General features: G+C 68.3%; 16 protein-coding genes and 1 pseudogene. 4 read left to right on the forward strand and 13 right to left on the reverse strand.

The window, feature by feature from the left end; all coding sequences use genetic code 11:
- The 11 genes from ACWCXX_RS37495 to ACWCXX_RS37545 form a co-directional block, all read right to left on the reverse strand.
- The coding region (locus tag ACWCXX_RS37495; protein WP_451135272.1) for a hypothetical protein at nucleotides 1–223 on the reverse strand (223 nt) is incomplete at its 3' end.
- Between the two features lie 59 nt (nucleotides 224–282).
- The gene (gene menC / locus ACWCXX_RS37500) at nucleotides 283–1,392 is read right to left on the reverse strand and encodes an o-succinylbenzoate synthase (protein WP_451135274.1); all 1,110 of its coding nucleotides are present in this window, start codon (nucleotides 1,390–1,392) and stop codon (nucleotides 283–285) included.
- Nucleotides 1,389–2,255 carry a GNAT family N-acetyltransferase gene (locus ACWCXX_RS37505; protein WP_451135276.1) on the reverse strand — a complete coding sequence of 289 codons (867 nt, stop codon included), beginning with the start codon at nucleotides 2,253–2,255 and terminating at the stop codon, nucleotides 1,389–1,391. The genes menC and ACWCXX_RS37505 overlap by 4 nt, the downstream gene beginning before the upstream one ends.
- Nucleotides 2,252–3,817 carry a PucR family transcriptional regulator gene (locus ACWCXX_RS37510; protein WP_451135278.1) on the reverse strand — a complete coding sequence of 522 codons (1,566 nt, stop codon included), beginning with the start codon at nucleotides 3,815–3,817 and terminating at the stop codon, nucleotides 2,252–2,254. The genes ACWCXX_RS37505 and ACWCXX_RS37510 overlap by 4 nt, the downstream gene beginning before the upstream one ends.
- Nucleotides 3,818–3,846: 29 nt before the next feature.
- Entirely contained in the window at nucleotides 3,847–5,397 is a 1,551-nt protein-coding gene (locus tag ACWCXX_RS37515) for an N-acyl-D-amino-acid deacylase family protein (RefSeq protein WP_451135280.1), read from the reverse strand.
- Nucleotides 5,390–7,153 carry a dipeptide ABC transporter ATP-binding protein gene (locus tag ACWCXX_RS37520; protein WP_451135282.1) on the reverse strand — a complete coding sequence of 588 codons (1,764 nt, stop codon included), beginning with the start codon at nucleotides 7,151–7,153 and terminating at the stop codon, nucleotides 5,390–5,392. The genes ACWCXX_RS37515 and ACWCXX_RS37520 overlap by 8 nt, the downstream gene beginning before the upstream one ends.
- Nucleotides 7,150–8,028: an ABC transporter permease gene (locus ACWCXX_RS37525; RefSeq protein WP_451135284.1), complete on the reverse strand. Its 879-nt coding sequence runs from the start codon at nucleotides 8,026–8,028 to the stop codon at nucleotides 7,150–7,152. Before ACWCXX_RS37525 ends, ACWCXX_RS37520 begins: the two co-directional genes overlap by 4 nt.
- A complete protein-coding gene (locus ACWCXX_RS37530) occupies nucleotides 8,025–8,963 on the reverse strand; it encodes an ABC transporter permease (RefSeq protein ID WP_451135286.1) in 939 nt (312 codons plus the stop codon). The genes ACWCXX_RS37525 and ACWCXX_RS37530 overlap by 4 nt, the downstream gene beginning before the upstream one ends.
- Complete coding sequence (locus tag ACWCXX_RS37535; protein ID WP_451135288.1) at nucleotides 8,964–10,556, reverse strand: ABC transporter substrate-binding protein; 1,593 nt, start codon at nucleotides 10,554–10,556, stop codon at nucleotides 8,964–8,966. It lies immediately after the preceding gene.
- A 95-nt stretch (nucleotides 10,557–10,651) separates the two neighbouring features.
- Complete coding sequence (locus ACWCXX_RS37540) at nucleotides 10,652–12,322, reverse strand: serine hydrolase domain-containing protein (protein ID WP_451135290.1); 1,671 nt, start codon at nucleotides 12,320–12,322, stop codon at nucleotides 10,652–10,654.
- A gap of 256 nt (nucleotides 12,323–12,578) precedes the next feature.
- Complete coding sequence (locus ACWCXX_RS37545; protein WP_451135292.1) at nucleotides 12,579–13,172, reverse strand: cupin domain-containing protein; 594 nt, start codon at nucleotides 13,170–13,172, stop codon at nucleotides 12,579–12,581.
- 131 nt (nucleotides 13,173–13,303) lie between these two features.
- On the opposite strand from ACWCXX_RS37545, the gene ACWCXX_RS37550 reads away from it, so the two are divergent.
- Nucleotides 13,304–14,059, forward strand: a complete 756-nt coding sequence (locus ACWCXX_RS37550; RefSeq protein WP_451135294.1) for an alanine racemase — start codon at nucleotides 13,304–13,306, stop codon at nucleotides 14,057–14,059.
- 34 nt (nucleotides 14,060–14,093) lie between these two features.
- Complete coding sequence (gene dapE, locus ACWCXX_RS37555) at nucleotides 14,094–15,176, forward strand: succinyl-diaminopimelate desuccinylase (protein ID WP_451135296.1); 1,083 nt, start codon at nucleotides 14,094–14,096, stop codon at nucleotides 15,174–15,176.
- Nucleotides 15,177–15,235: 59 nt separating this feature from the next.
- On the opposite strand, the gene ACWCXX_RS37560 is transcribed toward dapE, so the two are convergent.
- The gene (locus ACWCXX_RS37560) at nucleotides 15,236–15,559 is read right to left on the reverse strand and encodes a helix-turn-helix domain-containing protein (RefSeq protein ID WP_451135298.1); all 324 of its coding nucleotides are present in this window, start codon (nucleotides 15,557–15,559) and stop codon (nucleotides 15,236–15,238) included.
- 175 nt (nucleotides 15,560–15,734) lie between these two features.
- Here ACWCXX_RS37560 and ACWCXX_RS37565 point away from each other — a divergent pair, with 175 nt between their 5' ends.
- The gene (locus tag ACWCXX_RS37565) at nucleotides 15,735–16,196 is read left to right on the forward strand and encodes a hypothetical protein (protein ID WP_451135300.1); all 462 of its coding nucleotides are present in this window, start codon (nucleotides 15,735–15,737) and stop codon (nucleotides 16,194–16,196) included.
- Between the two features lie 387 nt (nucleotides 16,197–16,583).
- Nucleotides 16,584–17,603 carry a S1 family peptidase gene (locus ACWCXX_RS37570; protein ID WP_451135302.1) on the forward strand — a complete coding sequence of 340 codons (1,020 nt, stop codon included), beginning with the start codon at nucleotides 16,584–16,586 and terminating at the stop codon, nucleotides 17,601–17,603.
- An 8-nt stretch (nucleotides 17,604–17,611) separates the two neighbouring features.
- Here the strand turns inward: ACWCXX_RS37570 and ACWCXX_RS37575 are convergent.
- Nucleotides 17,612–18,522, reverse strand: a pseudogene (locus ACWCXX_RS37575) (IS110 family transposase); the annotation flags it as partial.
- Between the last annotated feature and the right edge of the window lie 231 nt (nucleotides 18,523–18,753).

An 18,753-nucleotide genomic window follows, 5' to 3' on the forward strand; every position in this document is an offset into this window, starting at 1 on the left:
GTGGGCTCTCCTGCGCGACGACAGGCTGTTCACCCCCGTCCCGCCCGTCGCGCAGGAGTCTTGACTTCGTCATTGAGACTCCTGGCAGACACGGGTGATCCTGGTCGAGAACCCGTCCACCAGGAGCTTCGTCGTTGTCCAGGACCGTCCAACGCGTGGTCACCACCGCCAGATTGGAAAAGGCTGCTTGCTGGACGGCGTACAGCGGTGTTCGCCTGGACACCAGAGGAGGCTCCCTGCAACAGGCACCGCGCAGCGGTGCCTGTTGTCCTACGGCTGGTGTCAGGCACTGAGCAGTTCTGTGGAGGTGGTGGCGGCTTGTAGGACGTCGGGGTCGGGGACGATACCGATTCCTGGGCCGGTGGGGACGGTCAGGTGGCCGTCGTGAAGGACGAAGGGGGCAGTAATGTCGCGGGTGTAGTAGCGGGCCGTGGCCGAGATGTCGCCGGGCAGGGTGAAGCCCGGGAGTGCGGCCAGCGCCAGGTTGGCTGCCCGGCCCAGCCCGGTCTCCAGCATGCCGCCGCACCACACCGGTACGCCGTTTGCCAGGCACAGGTCGTGGATCCGGCGGGCCTCCAGGTACCCGCCGACCCGGCCGGGCTTGATGTTCACGATCGAGCACGCCTCCTGCCGGATGGCGGTGGCCGCGTCCCGGGCCGAGGTGATCGACTCGTCCAGGCAGATCGGGGTGTCCATCCGGGCTGCCAGCCGGGTGTGCGAGAGCAGGTCGTCCGGGGCGAACGGCTGCTCGATCAGCGTCAGCCCGTAGTCGTCGAGCCGCCGCAGGTGGGGCAGATCAGCCGGACTGTAGGCGGTGTTGGCGTCCACCTGCAAGGGGATCTCCGGGCCGAACGTCTCCCGCACCGCTCGCAGCGGCTCGACGTCCCAGCCTGGTTCGATCTTCAGCTTGACCCGGGCGTAGCCCGCGCTGAGATAGCCGTCGACGGCACTGATCAGCTCGTCGACGGTGTCCATGATGCCGACTGACACTCCGACTGCGAGCTCGGTCCGCGTCGCCCCGAGGTACTGGGCGAGGCCAATGCCGGTGGTCTGCAGTTCGGCGTCCAGAACTGCCATCTCGACCGCCGACTTGGCCATCGGATTCCCCCTGATCGGGCGGAGCAGCTCGGGCACCAGCGCGGCGGTCAGCTCGGGTACCGGGAACAACCGGGGCAGCAGGAACCAACGCAACACCTCCCGGGCCCCGGCCAGATACTCCGCGCTGTAGGTCGGTTCGTCGTCGGTCACACACTCGCCCCAGCCGACGGCTCCATCGACCGTGGTCACCTTGACCAGCAACGAGTTCCGGTGTTCCTGGGTGCCCAGTGAGGTCCGGAACGGCGCGACCAAGGGCAGGGCCACCTCACGCAACTCCACCTGCTGCAGCTTCATTTCGACACTTCCTTCCGTTGCAGGATGTACCAGCCCGACCGGACGAACCCGTCGATCCGATAACCGTTCTCCAAGGCGCCACCGAGTGACTCGCGCATCGCGGACCGCCAGCGCCGGGCGGCGGCTGGATCCCTTTGCCGCAAGGACTCCGCATCCACCGGGGTGGCACAACGCAGTACGCCGCAGGTCGCGGCGCGCAGTACTGGCTCGCCGTTGCCGTCCGGTTCGAGTACGGGCACCGCGGCGGCCAGGCTTGGCAACGGTTCCGGTGCATGCGACGTCGCCTGCACCGGCCAACTGACGAACAGCCGGTCGGAGTCGCCGCCGTCGTTGATGCCGTCGTCCAACGGCCCGTAGAAGTCGGGCAGGTACGCCTCCGCGACCGCCCCGAGCCTGTGCAGGTTGAAGTAGGCGTTGCGGCGGATCAGCGGATCGTACGTCCACGAGATCGACGACAGGCCCGCCTCGGCAGCCCACTCCCGCTGGTGCGACTTCATCGCCGCGCCGATCCCACGCCCATGCATTCCCGGTACCACGCCGGCCACGTGCGAGTGCAGGCTGTCTCCGACGGTTCGGAACCCGGCGGTCACGCCGACCATCGCCGTCCCGAGGTACGCCGCCGCGACGTAGCCGCCGGTGTGCGCGAGCGCGCACATCACGTCCAGAGCCAGTGGTGGCTCGGCGGTGTCCGGGGTGTTCCACACGGCACGTAGCAACGCGTCGGCCTGCTGAAGTTCGGGTACGGTCCGAAGCAACTGGATCCGGACGTTTGCCCGTTCCGCGACGGCGGATGGAAATTCGACCATGTGACGAGTCTGCTTGGCGGACCGCCCCGAACCATTGGCGTCCAGGCCCAAGTTCACTGGGCCTCCTTTGTTCTGATGTCCGGCAGCCGTAGCCGCAGCTGCAGCGCCAGCGCCAACCGCAGGTCCGGATCGTCGATGTCGATCAGCTCGGCCAGCCGGCGCAACCGGTGCCGCAATGTGTTGGGGTGCAACGTCATGACGTCGGCGGCCCGTGGCACGTCGTAGTGCTCGGCGATCCAGCAGCGCAGCGTTTTCTCGTAGTCCGTTCCGTGCCGGGCGTCGTGGTCGAGCACCGTCGACAGCGGCTCCGCGTCCATGGCCGGTCGGTACCGGAGCGCCTCGTAGACGTCGCGCAGGAACATCGAGGCGGCCAGCTCGTCGTGCCGTCCGATCTCCCCCTTGCCGAACGGTCCGCACACCACCTTGAGCGCCTGCCTGGCCTGACTCATCCCTGTTGGTATGTCGGCAAGGCCGGTAAGGGTGCGGCTGATCCCGGCCCGCCAGCCGCCGCCCAGGGTGTCCCTCGCCCGAGCCAGCACCGTCGCAATGATCAGCTGGATCACGGGCGCGTCGGACGCAGTGTCGACCACTGCCACAGCCTGGCCGTCCAGCGCTCCTGCAGCGGCTCCCAGCCGGTACGCCGAGAGTCCCATCCGCAGCAGGTCGCCGACGTGCTCCGCGGCCGAATCCAGCGACACGCCTCGCGCGTGATCGGCCGGGTTGCTGGAGCGGCCGATCACCAGCACGGTCGCCGGGGCATCGAAGCGCATCCCGAACGAGTCGGCGAGCTCCCGGGTCGCTCCCAAGCCGCGGAGCAACCAGCCCAGGCGCTCCACTCGTTGCCGACGCTCGGCATCCGCCGCGAGGCTCACCCGGGCCAGGTGGGGCGCGGCCAGCCGTGCACCCTCGGCAAGGACGTCTGACGCCCCCTCTGCCAATGGTTCATCACCCTGTAGCACCCAGATGGTGCCCAACGCCTCACCACCGTCTCGTATGGCGATGGCGAGTCGCGGCCGGTACTCCTTCGGCTCGTAGCTCCATGCCGCGGTATCAGACCGCAGGACTGCGGCGTACTCCTCAGCGTGGGTCGGATGGTCCGGTACCCGGCGGCCGAGGATGCCGTCGCGACGCGGGTCGTCGACCAGCTGACCCGGGACCGTGGAGTAGGCCAGCACGCGCATGGACAGATCCTCGATCGCCACCGCGCCACCGGCGCGCACGGCTATGTCGTTGGCCAGGGCAAACAAGTCGACGGATCGATGGCCGTTCGGCTCGAATACCGGGCTCGTGATCGCACGCAGCGCGTCGATCAAGGTGTAGAGCTGTCCCCAGGAGATCTCGGTACTGCGTTCCAGGAGCGCCACCCCGGTCCGCTCGGCAGCCTGTGTCAGTGCTGCCGTGTCCGTGGGGCCGGCTCGCATGACCACCGCCGTGGCGTGTTGCTCGGCAGCCCATTCCAGTACGTCGGCGGTCAGCCGGCCGGGTACCAGTACGATCGCATCGGTCAGCCCTGTCGTGGGGGCGTCGGTGTCATAGATCGTGGGCGCACCGATGGCGACCGCCCGGCCTTGTGGCAGCGCGAGCGGCCGTACGACCTCGGTTCCCAGGCTGTCGAGCACGACCCCGAGCGTGATCCCGCCCGGGGCGGTCATCGCCTCGCCGATCGCAGCATCCGGCCCCGTCGCTCACCGGTGAACTCACCGTCGACGATCACCTGTTCGCCGGCCAGGAACACATGCACCATGCCGGTCGGCCGCAGCTCGGGATTCTCATAGGTCCCGGCGTGGCCTGTCCGCGCAGGATCGAAGACCACCAGGTCCGCGACGGAGCCGCGGCCGATCCAGCCACGGTCGGACAACCCGAATTGGCTCGCGGTGGCGGAGGTGACCTTCCGGATCGCCTCGGGCAGGTCCACCACACCGCCGTCACGTACATAGCTGCCGAGGAAGGTGGGGAAGGTGCCAAAGGTCCGGGGATGGTTCGGACCGATCGGGATGTCGCTGTCCGATCCGATGGCGACCAACGGATCGGCCATGACCGCCAGTACATCACCTTCGTCCATGGTGTGGCAGACGACAAACGCGTGCGGGTCGGCGATCAGCAGCTCGCACAGCACGTCCCATGGATCTCGTCCGGCCAGCACTTCGGCGAGTCGGCGCCCCTTCACCATCGGATCGGTGTGCCGCAGGATCTGCATGTCCTCCGGGTGGAGCTCCCGCCACAACCCGACGCCGATCCCCGGCCCCGGCCCTTCGGCCGTCGCTCTGATCGCCGCCCGGGTCACCGGATCGGAGAGCCTGGCGCGCAGCGCGTCCACGTTGCCCTCGCAGGCCTCTGGAGGCAGCATCGCCGACAGGCTCGTGCAGAAGGCCCGGTACGGGTACTGGTCTCCACGTACGTCAACGCCGCTGCGGCGGGCCTCGGCCAACTTGTCCAGGATCAGCCGGGCCGCGCCGTGGACGGCGCGGCCGGAAGCCTTGCAGTGCGACACCTGCAGCCTGATCCCGGCTGCTCTGGCGATCGCGACCGCTTCGTCGAGTGCATCGGCCAGCCCCTCGCTCTCGCTGCGCATGTGGGTGGCGTATGCCCCGTCGTACCGGCGGGCGATCCGGGCCAGGGCGGTGAGCTCGGCCAGGTCCGCGTACGCGCCGGGCACGTACTCGAGACCGCTGGACAGTCCGCGAGCCCCGGCTGCGAAGGCCTCGTCGGTGAGCGCGCACAGCCGGTCCAGGCCCCCCGGCGGCAACTGCTTCTCCATGCCGGCTACCGCCAGCCGCAGCGTGTTGTGGCCGACCAGCGGGGCGAAGTGGTTGCTCAGCCCGGCGGCCTCCGCGGCATCGAGGTAGTCCGCGAAGGTCGTGAACGTCTGCTCGCCCAGCTGGATCGGGCTCAGCCCGGCGGTCTCGGGATCTGTCGGTCCCATCGAGAAGCCGCAGTTGCCGACGACCTCCGTGGTGACGCCCTGCAGCAGCTTGAAGGGCTGCGCGTCGGGCAGGAACGGAACGCTGTCGGAGTGGCTGTGCGGATCGACGAACCCGGGGGCTGTCACCAGGCCGGCCGCATCGATGGTCCGTCTGGCTGCCCCGAGATCCTTGCCCACGGCAATGATGCGGCCGGCGGTGATGGCGACGTCGGCGGTGACTGGCGTGGAGGCGAATCCGTCGTGGACCTCACCGCCGGAGATGATCAGGTCATGCATGGGCTGCCTTTCCGGTCGGCGCCGGTGGCACTGAGGCCACCAGGCGGCGGGTGTATTCGTGGGTGGGGGCATCGAGCACCTGCTCGGTGTCACCCACCTCGACCACCTGGCCGTGCAGTAGCACTATGACGCGGTCGGTGATCTGCCGGACCACGGCCAGGTCGTGCGTGATGAACAGCAGGGCGGTGCCCAGCTCGGTATTGATGCGGCGCAGCAGTTCGAGGATGTGGGCCTGGACCGACACGTCCAGCGAGGCGGTCGGCTCGTCACAGATCAAGAGCGCGGGACGCACGGCGAGCGCCCGCGCGATCGCGACCCGCTGCTTCTGGCCGCCCGACAGCCGGTGCGGCCGCAACCCGGAGTACGCCGGTGGCAGGCCGACCAGCTCGAGCAGCTCGCCGACGGGGAGACGGTCCTCCGGCCGTGCCTGACCGGCCGCCTCTGCCAGGGTGGCGCCAACCGTCATCGCCGGGTTGAGCGAGGTGGACGGATCCTGGAACACACACTGCACCAGGGTCCGCGCAGTTCGCCGTTGGCTCGTGGACAGTCGTCGCAGCCGGGTCGTGTCCGTGCCGTCCAGCAGGATCCGCCCGTTACTCGCTTCGACCAGGCCGAGCAGGCACCGGGCCAGGGTCGTCTTGCCGGAGCCGGACTCGCCGACCAGCCCCAGCCGTTCACCCGGGGCGATCTGGAGGTCAGCACCGTCCAGTGACTTCACCTTGCCGTAGCTCTTACGCAATCCCTCGACCAGTAGGAGTGGGCCGTCTGACGACTTCGGAGGCTTGACCGCGATCGGCTCGTCGATGGGCAGGGCCGCGGGCGGCTGCACGTCGTACCGGCAAGCCGTGTGGTGGGCGACGGCAACCTCTCGCAGCGGTGGACGACCGGTGAGGCAATCGTCTTGTTGCTGTTGGCACCGGTCGGCGAACGCGCACCGGTCCGTGACGTCGGCCGCGCGCGGCACCGAGCCGGGAATGGCTACCAGCTGCATGGAGGTGCGTTCCACCGCTGGAAGCGCGCCGATCAACCCGGCGGTGTAAGGGTGGCTCGGGGCGGCGGCGACGGTGTGGCTGTGGCCCGCCTCCAGCACCCGACCGGCGTACATCACCTGGACCCGGTCGCACAGCGCGAACGCGACTCGCAGGTCATGCGTGATCAGCAGCACGGCCATCCCCCGGGCCGCCTGAATCCTGGCGAGCAGCTGCATGATCTCGTGCTGAATGGTGGCGTCGAGGGCTGTGGTGGGCTCGTCGGCGATCAGCAGCTCGGGATCCCCGGCCAGCGCTGCCGCTATCGCTACCCGTTGCCGCATCCCGCCGGACAGCTGGAATGGGTACAGCTGGGCCACTTGCGGATTGTTGATGCCGACCTCCGCGAGTCGACGGGTGATCTCGGCGCGATCGCGGCCGGCACCACGAGGAAGCGACTCGGCGATGTGTGCACCTGCGGTCAGCAGCGGGTTCAGCTGGGCGAACGGGTCCTGCATGAGCAGGCCGACGCGTCGGCCCCGCACCTTGCGCAGCACCTTCTCCCGCGCCCCGATGAGTTCGGTCCCGGACAGCTGCACCGAGCCGTGGGCCAGCAGTGGTGGGGGCAGCAGTCCGGCTATCGCGCGGGCGGTCAGGGACTTGCCACTGCCCGATTCGCCGACCAGTCCGACGGTTTCGCCGGGTGCGACGGTCAGGTCGATGTCGTCGACGATCCGCCGGTCCCCGAGGGTGATCGTGAGCCCGTCTACCTGTAGCAGCTCGCTCATTCCGGGACGCCTTTCCCGGCGCTGAGCCGTTCGAAGATGCTGTCGCCGAGCAGGGTGGCCGCGATGGCGGTGATCATGATCAGCAACGCCGGTGTCACGGCCGCCCATGGATTGAGGTCCAGCAGGGTGCGGTTCTCCTGGATCATCAGGCCCCAGTCGGGCGTGCCCGCCGGCAGTCCGATTCCCAGGAACGACAGCCCGGTCAGCGCCACCAACGCACTGACGAAGCTGAGCAGCAGATTGGCTGTCACAGTCGGCGCCAGATTGGGCAGCAGGTGCCGGAAGACGATCCGCCGGTCCGACAGGCCCAGAGTGCGGGCGGCATCGACGTACGCCAACTCCCGCTGGCCCAGTGCCAGGCTGCGGATTATCCGGATGTCGACCGGGGCGCCCAGGACGATGAGGGCGAGCACGGCGACCGTGGTTCCGCCGCCGACGATGCCCACCAGGACGATCAGGATGAGCAGCCCGGGCAGCGCGTACAGCAGGTCACTGATTCGCATCAGGACCGCGTCCAGCCGGCCCCGGTGGTAGCCCGCGAGCAGGCCGAGGGTGGTACCCAGCAGGGTGGTCCCGAGGGCGATCAACGCCGGGGCGACCAACGCGTTGCGGGCGCCTGCCAACAGCCGGGACACCACATCACGGCCCAAATCGTCGGTACCGAGCAGGTGGGTCGCGCTCGGGCCACTGGGGCCCAGCTCGACGTTCTGCAGCGCCGGGTCGTGCGGAGCCAGCCAGTTTCCAAGGATCGCGGCCAGCACGGTGATCGCGAGCGCCAGCACCGCTGTCACCGTCAGGATGCGGCCGCCGGCGAGCCTGGGCCGCCGGCCACCTTCTCGGACGCCCGACAGGGGCGTCGTCGCCGCCGCGCTCATGCGGCGGCTCCGTGCCGGACCCGGGGGTCGACCACCAGGTATATCAAGTCCACCAATAGGTTGACGCCGATGACCACTGCGCCACCGAGCAGTACCAATGCCTGGATCAAGGGGATGTCCTTCTGGTTTACCGCCTGCACCAGGAGCGATCCCAGTCCGGGCAAGCTGAAGGTCTGTTCCACGAACACCGCTCCGGTCAGGTTCGCTGCGGCCAGCAGTCCCGCGACGGTGAGCACGGGCAGAGCGGCGTTGCGCAGGGAGTAGCTTCCCCAGGTCCGCATCCGGCTCAGGCCCCGGGCTCGGGCGAACGTGATGTAGTCCTGAGCACCGACATCAAGGGTGGCGGCGCGGGTCTGCCGGACCAGTACAGCCGCTTGACCGAGCGACAACGCGATCGCCGGCAAGATGTAGTGGCTCAGATCCCCGCCCCCGTACGTCGGGAACCAGCCCAGCGCGACGGCGAAGCCGTACAGCAGCAACAGGCCCAGCGCGAACGGCGGGAAGGACAGCGCGACCAGCGCGACCAGCGTGACGCCCTGGTCGAGCAGCTTGCCGCGGCGCAGCCCGGCCGCCATGCCCGCCGGAATTCCGAGCAGCAGGGTCAGGACCATGGCGTAGCCGGCCAGCGTGGCGGTCACCGGGAGGCGCTCGCCGAGCACCGACAGCACCGGCTGCCTGGCGAATACGGAGGATCCGAAGTCACCCGACAGCACACCACTCAGCCAGTGCCAATACTGCACCGGGAACGGCTCGTCCAGCAGGTACTGCGCGCGGATCGCGGCTATGGTCTGCGGGGTCGACGGGCGATCACCCAGCAGCGCTTGCACGGGTCCGTCCGGGGTGAGGGACAGCAACCCGTAGGTGAGCACCGACATCACCCCGAGCAAGACCACGGCGGACGCCAACCGTCGGGCAACCAACTTGGCGGTGTTCATCTAGGCCCCCACGGGCTTGATCTTGGTGAAGATGTTCAGCGTCCACACCCCGACGTTCTCGGTGAACCGCTTGTTCAGCGCGATACCGGAGTCCACGCTGTACAGCGGGATGTACGGCGCCTGCTCGGCGGTCTCGGTGAGGATCTCGGTGACTGCCTGTTTGCGCTCCTCGCCGTTCTTGAGGCCGAGCACCTTGTTCACCTTGGCGTCCAGCTGGGGGGTCCAGAACTGGGCGAAGTTGAAGCCGTAGGGCTTCGCCCCGACGCTGGACACCAGGTCCGGTAGCAGCTCGCCCGGATCCGGGGTGGCGTAGGCCAGGTCGCTCAGTCCCAGGGTGAGTCCATCGTGTCGAATCCGTTTGGCGCGGTAGGAATCGTCGGGCAACGGGTTGAGCTTGAGCTTGATGCCGATCTTGGCCAGGTCTGCCGCCAGCGCCTGCATCGCGTCGGCCGTGTTGTTACCGCTGCTGTAGTTGGCGGGCAGCTCGAAGCCGTTGGGGTACTTGGATTTCGCCAGCTCCGCCCTGGCGGCGGCCAGGGCGTACGGATACTGGGGCAACCGGTCGAGCGTGCTCTGGAAGCCGTCCCCGTAGAGCGCTTTGAGCATCGGGTGGGTCAGGATCGTGGTCGCGGGTGTTGCCTTGTCGCCGACCACCAGCCGCTGCATCGCCTCCCGGTTCACCGCGTGCGCGATGGCCCTGCGGACGTGTACGTCCGACAGCTGCGCATACTTGACGTTGAGGGCGAGGTAGGCGATCGAATTGCCGGCGTAGAACCGGGTCTTGACGTTCTCCAGAGGATCCCACTTGCGGGTATCACGCGGCGGAACCTGGATGGTCCCGTCCACCTCCCCGGAGGAGATGGCCAGCCGCAGCGTCTCCGGGTCGGTGATGGTGGTCACCTTCACCGTGCCGATGGCCGGCTTGGGGCCCCAGTACTTTTCGTTGCGTTTGAGGGTGACGCCCTCGGTGCTGGAGAACTTGGTGACCTTGTACGGCCCGGTGCCCAGGGTCCCGACGGCCGGCGTCCCCAGGTCCTGCGGGTGCCTCTCAGCGAGCTTCTTGGGCACCACTTGCCACATCACAGCTACGTTCGGCAGGAACGTCTGGGTCGGGGACTTCAGCACGACGGTGACCTCGTCCGGGCCGGTGGCCCGCACCGACTTGACTGCGGGCACCATGCTCGCCGCCTCGGACGCCACCTTCGGGTCGGTGTGCCGCAACAGTGAGAACGCGACATCCTCGGCGGTCATCGGAGAGCCGTCGGAGAACACCACGCCCTTGCGCAGCTTGAACACGTACGTGACCGGGTTCGGCTCGGTCCACGACTCCGCCAACTGCGGGACGACCTTGCCGTTGTCGTCCCTCGTCACCGGCGACTCCAGGATCGCGAACTGCACCAGGGTGCCGGGGCCGGTGAAGCCATGGGCGACGTCCAGCACGTTCGGCGGGCTCGTGGTTGCCATCGTGAGCGTGTCCGGGTCGCCTGCCCCGCTGCCGGCCGTCGTGGCGCATCCGGTCAGCAGCAGGCTTCCGGTCAGGGCACCGCCGAGCAGCCCGCAGGCCGTCCGGCGGCTTGGCAACGTTGGAGTCATGGGGAGTCCTCGTCGTGGGATGGATCGGGTGAAGTGGACGCCGGTGAGGGACACGTTGGGGCGGTCGGCGCAGAGTGAGCAGTTGGTGGGGGCTGTCAGGTGGCGACGTTGAGGCCGGGGGGAAGACCCATGGGGGCGGTGTCATCAGGCTGCCTGACGAAGCGCATCCGGCGGACGCCGTGGGTGCTGATCAAGAGGTCTTCACCGCTGGGACGCAGGCTGATCAGGCCGCCTGCGCTGAACGCACCGTCCGGTGCCGGTTCGATCGTCTCGACGAACTCCAGACCGAGCTCGAGCTTGCCGTCCGTGGTGACTGTCGCCAGGATGCCCAGCTCGGGACTGCGGTAGACGGCCGGTGGCAGCGTGGGGCCGGCAGCCGAGGGTGGACAACGCCAGTACTCCGTGGCGCGGCCCGGTCGATACACCGACCCGATCCGGAGGGTGCCGGACGACACCTGCACCCAGAAGCCGGCGCTGTCCTCCAGGCCCTGCCAGCTGCCGTCGACGGCCGGCGCGAACTCGCCGGCAGGCGACCCACCACGGATCTTGATCCGACCGTTGCCCACGGCGTCGATCCGGATGGTGAGGTCGGATTGCGGATCCAGCCAGTGCCCCGTCAGCTGGGCAGCGGGCTCGCCGGCCACCGGGGCCGCCACCAGTTCGATGGGATCGTCCTCGGGCAGCCCGGCGGCCAGCCGGAGCACCTGGGTGGCCAGCTTCGACGGGTTGATCGACGAGTTGTTGCTCAGCAACGCCACACCGAGGTCCAAGCCTGGCATGAACAACAGCTGAGACCGGTACCCGGGGACGCCGCCGGCGTGGCCGAACGCCGGGTGGCCCGCGATCGTCGTGTGGTAGAGACCCAGCGCGTACGGCCGCTCCTCCCCGTCTTCGGAGTCGACCCGCTGCAACAGCCCGTCGCGGATGTCGACGCCCAGAACCCGGCCGTCCTGCAGGAATCCGAACCACGGCCCCAGGTCGCCGACGCTGGTGGCCAGGCCGCCATCACCGACCGCGGACTCCTCGGTGTCGGCGCGCCGGACGGCATCGCTGGTGACGTCGTACCCGTAAGCGAATCGCGGCAACGGCTCCTGGCTGTTCTCGCGGAACATGGTCTCGGTCATGCCCAGCGGCGTGAACATCCGGTCCTTGGTGAACTCCCCCAGCGTTTGGCCGGTGAGCCGGTGCACGAGCGAGGCGACCAGGACGTAACCAGTGTTGGAGTAGGAGAACTCGGTCCCAGGTTCGAAGTTGACCTCAGTCAGCCCTGCCACGAAGGCCAGCGTCTGATCCTGGGTGATCCTGGTCAGCGGGCGGCCGGCGATCGTTGTCAGGGCCAACCACTCCCGCAGACCGCCTGTGTGCCGCAGGCATTGTCCGACGGTCACCGGTACCGCCAACCTCAGTTCGGGCAGGTGGGTCCGGATGTCGTCGTCCAGCGATAGTCGTCCCTCCCGGCACAGCAGCAACGCCGCCGTGGCAGTGAACTGCTTGCTCATGGAAGCGATGTCGAACCGTGTCCGGGTGTCGATCGGCGCCTCGAACTCCACGCTCGCCAGCCCCGCCGATGCCTGGTGGATCAGCTTCCCGTCGGTGTAGATCCCGACGGCCAGTCCCGGGTCTCCCGGTCGCACCGCCAAGCCCACGAGCTCGGACAATTTTGTTGAGATGTCCATGCGGCACAGACTCTCAGCCCGACTGCTCAGAAGGATTGTCCTAACCGGCAAAGTCCGCTCGCCCAACATTGGCCGAAAGGACATGTCCATGCGCCTCCTGCCGTCAGGAGCATTCCTTTGTTGAGCACGCTCCTGGACCTGGAAGTCGTCGACGTGCGTCCGCCGCCGGGCGATCCTGAGTTCCCCGTCCCGCGGCTGGAGTCGAAGAAGTCGCTTGTCCGGGCTTTGTGGGCAGCTCTACCAACGCTGCCAGGACGCATGGGGGACCCGGTCGGCGTGCTCGGTCGGGTCCCCCACGCGTCCTGGTGTGTGCGGGTCCGCGCATCCTTTGTCTCTGCTGTGCTGCTCAGAAGCCCGGCAGCGTCTCCGACCAGACGCAGACTGCGGGTACGTTGCCCGGGTTGCTGTAGCGGTGCGGCAGGGAGGAATCGAAGCTGACGCAGTCGCCGGGCTGGAGGCGGTGGTGGATTCCGTCGACCCAGTAGTCCAGCTCCCCGCTCAGCAGCAGGCCGACTTCTTCTCCCCCGTGGGTGTGCGGATTGGTGCCGGAGGAGGCTCCCGGGGCAACCTCCAGCATCATCATTTCGAGCTTGCCGCCGTGTTTGGGATTGAGGAGGGTGTACGTCACCCCTTCTACTCCCGCCCGGGTGAGTTCGACGCGCTCTTCGGGGCGGGTGAGCACACGGCGCTCCCGGTCGATCGTATGGAACAGTCGGCTGAGTGTCGTACCGAGGGCGTCGACGATCGTACGCAACGTGTTGATCGTCGGGCTGTTCACGTCCCGCTCCACATTGCTGAGGTAGCTGCGGGAGAGACCCGTCTTCTCCGCCAGTTTCTCCAGGGTGAAGCCTCGCTCCAGCCGCTCGCGCCGCAGGAACTTACCGACCCCCTCGCCGGCTGAGGACTCGGATGCGTCGGGCGCGCGCTCATCGTTCGGCACAGGGCCCTCCTCCACTAAACACAACGCACCATCCAACATAGTATTTGCAACTCGTCATAAATAATCTACGCTCCGTCGCATATACACGTCCCCCATCGTCCTGCGGCAACGCGCCGCGCTCGGAGGAGCCAATGGACCACGAGATGCCACGAGGCGGACACCCAACCGGGCAGCTGCCGGAGCTCCGCCTCGACCAGCAGGCGCTGGAGCACAACGTCCGGCTCATGGCGGCCTGGTGCCGCGATCACCACGTCGAGCTGACCCCGCACATCAAGACCACCATGACGCGCTCCATCGTCGAACGGCAGCTGGCCGCGGGGGCATGGGGCGTCACGGTCGCCACCGTGACGCAGGCCAGGATCGCCCTTGGGTGGGGAGTGCGGCGTGTGATCATTGCGAACGAGGTGGTCCACCGCCACGACCTCTCCCTGCTGCGCCGGTGGCTCGACGAGGAATCAGAACTGGAGCTGTACTGCTTCGTCGACTCCTTGGCCGGTATCGGCCTCGCCCAGCCGCTCACGACCGGCGCACGCACCCCCCTGCGCGTCCTGATCGACATCGGAACGGACGCAGGCCGCACAGGCGTGAAGGGACCGGTCGAGGCGGCTGACCTGGCCAAGGCCGTCCGGGCAGCGCCCGGACTCCTCCTTGCCGGCGTCGCCGGCTACGAAGGCGTCCGGCCCAACCGGAGGGATACCACCACCCTTGCGGCCGTCGACGAGCACTGCCATCGGGCGATCACGGTGTTCCGCAGCCTCACCGCGCTCTTCGAGACCACGCAGCCCGTCTTCAGCATGGGCGGCTCGGCCTTCCCCGACCGGGTCGTCCACGCCCTGGCCAAAGCCGCACGCCACCCCGACCCGCTCCTATGCCGTGCGCCGGAGTAGCTACACCTTGTCCCCTATCTGATGGAGCACTGCCATGTCTGTCCCCAGCGACATCCAGACTGAACTCGATCTCGGCTCGGATATCGTCAAGTTGACACGCACGTTGGTCGACATACCGTCCGAGAGCGGTGGGGAGGCGGCACTCGCCAACGGGGTGGAGCGCGCTTTGAGGACTCTGTCCCATCTGAGGGTCAATCGGATCGGCAACTCCGTGGTCGCCCGCACCGAGCTGGGACGAGCCGAGCGCGTGGTGATCGCCGGGCACCTGGACACTGTCCCGCCATGCGACAATCTGCCTTCTCGTCTCGCGGACGGGTTGCTGCACGGGCTTGGTGCATGCGACATGAAGGGCGGGGTCGCTGTGGCCCTGCACACCGCGGCGACCATCGCAACACCGGTCCGGGACGTCACCTACGTCTTTTACGAGTGTGAGGAGACATCTGGCGACCGCAACGGGCTGGGCAGGATCGCCGCCGAGCGCCCAGACCTCCTCGACGCCGATCTGGCAATCCTCATGGAGCCCTCCAATGGCACGGTGGAGGGCGGCTGTCAGGGCTTCCTCACGGCGGACATAGTCGTACGGGGAAGGCGGGCGCACACGGCCCGTTCGTGGATGGGCGTCAACGCGGCGCACCTCGCGGGTGATGTGTTGCGCAGACTGGCGGAGCACATCGCTGAGGAGGTGGTCATCGATGGGCTGGTGTACCGGGAGGGGCTGAGCGCCGTGGCGGTGCGGTCAGGGGTCGCCGGCAACGTGGTCCCTGACGTGTGCGTGGTCACGGTCAATCTGCGCTACGCGCCCAGCCGTACCACTGCGGAGGCAGAGGCGTACGTGCGTGGGCTCTTTTCCGAGTACGAGGTTGAGGTGACCGAGGTGTTGCCGGGCGCCCTGCCGGGGCTCGACCGGCCCGCCGCCGCGTCGCTGCTCGCGCGGCTTGGCACCGAGCCGCAGGCGAAACTTGGCTGGACCGATGTCGCCCGCTTCGCTGCGGCAGGCGTGCCTGCCCTGAACTTCGGTCCAGGCGACCCGTCTTTGGCCCATACGCCTGGTGAGTACGTTGAGGTCTCCCAACTGCGTGAAGTCCACCGCTCCCTTCGGGACTGGCTCATCGGTTGATCCTCACAGTCGACATCCGTCCGGGACGCTCAGCCGCCTACCCACAGTCGGGCCAGCGTTCATAGGTGCAGCCAGAGGACGAGCATCTCGTCGGGATCGGTAAGGTCGATGGAGAGGTGACGCTGGGCCTGCTTGAGCCGATACCGGCATGTGTTGGAATGCGCAGCGAGCAGTCTCGCTGCGCCTGCCATGTCGAGGCCCGTCTCGAAGTAGCAGACGAGGGTCTTGGCGTAGTCGGTACCGTGCTGCTCGTCGTAGGCGAGAAGGGCCTGCCATCGTCCGGTCGCCAGATCGGCTCGGCGGGACAGGATCTCGGCGAGCCGTAGCAGGGTCACCCGAGGTCGTACGTCCTCGATGGTGGCCACGCTACGGTTCTCGTCCAAGACCGTCAGGACATGATCGGCATCGTCGCGTGAGCGGGAACGTACGCCAGGCCCCTGACCGCACTGCCCAGTCCGGCCCGTACGGACATGCGCAAGGCATGGGTGGCCTGGCGGGTGATGTCTCGACGAGCTGGCGCTGCGGTCCGCCACCGGCGCTGGCATCGGGGAGCAGCGCGTGCACCACGTTGTCGACAACAACGCAGGCGTGCCGCCCGTAGCGGGCCTCGCACCGGAGCCGCACGTGGTCGAGCAGACGAAGCGTCGCCTGTGCTCCGTCGGCGGAGGCCACGGTGGGGTCGTCGACCGCCAACGCCACGATGCGGACCGGGCTGTCCTCACCAACCGGCAGGCGCGAGCCGCAGCACACCGGGCGTCCGGGCGAGTACTGCGGCACCAAGCGCCGACAGGCAGCCACACTGAACGCCACGAAGCCCCACCCCCCAGCATCTCCGACTTCGACCACGCCCGCCTGCGCGAACCGGACGCCGCATGCGCGGAGATCCGCGACCTTCAATGCGCACTGCGTACCTCGACCCAGAAGGCCGAGGAACCATTCAAGTGCCTGCCGCACCTCCAGCGCCGCATCGACCAGCTGACCCCGGCCGTGGTGGGCCGCACAAAACGCCTGGGCGCGTAGTGGGAAGTGCTGGGCCAGCTGCTCGGCATGAAACATGCCGCAGGCGACGTGGTTCTTGCCGATCGCTGGGGTGGGTCTGTCCCAGCCGTCGGCGGGGCGTTCGCCGCTCCGAACGTTCCGCGTCCTAGCCGGTTTTCAGTGCGGCGTGCACGAGCGCGAGTAGGGCCTATGTCTGCGTCTTGGCTCCCGGCCGGTGACTCCCTCCGGGGGGTCTCCGACGCTCTGCGGAGTCCTTCGCCGGGCAGCCACACTTCGGGCCCCGAGGTTTCCGCAGTACAGAGGGGGGGCTGGCCATACTCTCGACCGACCCGTTACCCGGATGGTGCGGCAGGCTTCGGACAGCGAGGCTGAATGCATACGGATCCACCAAGCAAAAGGGAACCCTCTGTGTTCAGTTTCAAGTCGCCGCGCCGTCGTACCGTCCGCACCGCTGCCGTCGGCGCTCTCGCGGCTGCGGCCTGCGTCACTGTCATGGCCGGCAGCGCCAGTGCCATCGTCAACGGGTCGGACTCCACCGAGAACTACCCGTTCATGGCGACCATCCCTGAGTCGGCCCCGGAGCAGGGTCTGATCGACGGGAACTGCGGGGCGTCGCTGATCGATCAGCAGTGGGTGCTGACGGCGGCCCACTGCCTGAAGGTCGAGGGCATCAACATCAAGCTGGACGGCATCGTGCGGGTCGGCAGCGACCACCGCAAGTCCGGCGGCACCGTCCGGAAGATCGACCGGACCTTCGTCCACCCCGGCTACGTGAACGGCGACAACAAGGCCGCCAACAAGAACGACATCGCGCTGATACGCCTGGACCGCCCGGTCGCCCAGCAACCCATCAAGATCGCCGAGCAGCCCGGGAAGCCCGGCACGCCGACCCGGCTCCTGGGCTTCGGCACCACCGTCGACACCGAGTTCAAGTTCCCGGACCGGCTGCAGGAACTGAACACCCGCAGGGGTGCCGAATCCGAGTGCGCGCCCGGCTACGCGGACCGGACCCGGCTGTGCACGATCACCACCGTGCCCAAGGCCATGGCGTGCTCCGGGGACTCCGGCGGACCGCAGGTCCAAAAGGGCCGGGACGGCCGCTGGGAACTGATCGGCGTCACCTCCGGGCCCGGCGCCCCGAACGTGCCGTGCTCGCAGGGCCCCGGCCTCTACACCAGCGCCCCCGCCTACGCGGGCTGGATCAACAGGACCATGAAGACCAACAGCGCTCCGTCGACTGCGGCCAAGGGCGCCAACCTCGCCGAGACCAACAGCGCTTCGTCGACTGCGGCCAAGGGCGCCAACCTCGCCGAGACCGGCACGAACGACAACACCGCAGCGATTGCCGGCGTGGCCGCCGCACTGATCGTCGCCGGTGGCGGCACCGCCGTCGCGGTACGCCGCCGCAAGACCCGCCACGCTTCCTGATGCTGTTGTCAAGCAGCCGTAGTCACTGGAGGTGCGACCTGACAGCACCGTCGGTCACGGATCAGAGTCCACAGAACGTTGACGCGTCGGCGGGCGAGAGCGAGCACGGCCTGGACGTGCTTCTTGCCCTCCGCGCGTTTGCGGTCGTAGAACTTCCGCGAGTTCGGTCGCAGCGGACGCTGACCAGCGCGGAGGTGTAGAAGACGCGCTGGAGCCGTCGGTGGTAGGTGACTGGTCGGTGCAGGTTGCCGCTGACCTTGCCGGAATCGCGGGGTGCCGGTGCGACGCCGGCGAAGGCCGCCAGGGCGTCCGGGGAGTCGAACTCGTCCAGGCTGCCGCCGACTGCGGCGAGGAACTCCGCACCGAGCACGGTGCCGATGCCGGGGATGCTCAGGACGATGTCGGCGAGTTCGTGCTCGCGAAACCGGCCCTCGATGAGCTTGTCCATCTCGGAAACCTGCTCGTTGAGGGCCGTTACCTCCTCGGCCAGGGTGGGGGCCAGCTTCGCGATGGTCTTCTCCCCGGGGACGGCGGTGTGCTGGCGTTCGGCCGCCTCGACCGCGGCCTCGGCCAGGGATCCGGCGTTGCGGACCTTGCGGTTGGCCAGCCACTTCGTCAGCCGCGCGATGCCGGCCCGGCGGATCGCGGCCGGCGTCTGGTAGTCCGTCAGGAGTCTGAGCGGACCGGTGTTGGTGACCTCCAGAGCCCGCTCCAGGGCGGGGAACACGCTCAGCAGGGTGCCCCGCAGGCGGTTCACCGCGCGGGTGCGGTCCTCGACCAGGTCGGCCCGGCGTCCGGTCAGCAGCTTGAGCTCAATGGCGGCTTCGTCGCCGGGGCGGAGGGGTCGCAGATCGCGGCGCATTCTGGCCTGGTCGGCGATGACGTAGGCGTCGCGGGCATCGGTCTTGCCCTCGCCCCGGCAGACCCTCGGGTTCGAAACTCCCGCCGATAGGCTCGCGGCAGCTGTTGTATCAACCGGTTGACTCCGCCACAGCCTTCTTCGCGAAGGAGAGCGATCGGTGAGCGGGATATGCCGGTTCATCCATGCGGAGAAGGCGAACTTCACGGTCGTTCTGCTGTGCCGGGTGATGAGGAGGGCCCGCTCCACTACTACGCCTGGGTCGCCGGGCTCGGGGCCCGTCAGGCCCGG

This window comes from Streptomyces sp. NPDC001732 (genome assembly GCF_053596315.1).

Excerpts from the sequence above, each read along its gene's own strand:
- ACWCXX_RS37515 (WP_451135280.1), bottom strand. The coding sequence starts at position 5,397 with ATGCATGACCTGATCATCTCCGGCGGTGAGGTCCACGACGGATTCGCC.
- menC (WP_451135274.1), bottom strand. The coding sequence starts at position 1,392 with ATGAAGCTGCAGCAGGTGGAGTTGCGTGAGGTGGCCCTGCCCTTGGTC.
- ACWCXX_RS37530 (WP_451135286.1), bottom strand. The coding sequence starts at position 8,963 with ATGAACACCGCCAAGTTGGTTGCCCGACGGTTGGCGTCCGCCGTGGTC.
- ACWCXX_RS37550 (WP_451135294.1), top strand. The coding sequence starts at position 13,304 with ATGGACCACGAGATGCCACGAGGCGGACACCCAACCGGGCAGCTGCCG.
- ACWCXX_RS37525 (WP_451135284.1), bottom strand. The coding sequence starts at position 8,028 with ATGAGCGCGGCGGCGACGACGCCCCTGTCGGGCGTCCGAGAAGGTGGC.
- dapE (WP_451135296.1), top strand. The coding sequence starts at position 14,094 with ATGTCTGTCCCCAGCGACATCCAGACTGAACTCGATCTCGGCTCGGAT.
- ACWCXX_RS37535 (WP_451135288.1), bottom strand. The coding sequence starts at position 10,556 with ATGACTCCAACGTTGCCAAGCCGCCGGACGGCCTGCGGGCTGCTCGGC.
- ACWCXX_RS37540 (WP_451135290.1), bottom strand. The coding sequence starts at position 12,322 with ATGGACATGTCCTTTCGGCCAATGTTGGGCGAGCGGACTTTGCCGGTT.
- ACWCXX_RS37520 (WP_451135282.1), bottom strand. The coding sequence starts at position 7,153 with ATGAGCGAGCTGCTACAGGTAGACGGGCTCACGATCACCCTCGGGGAC.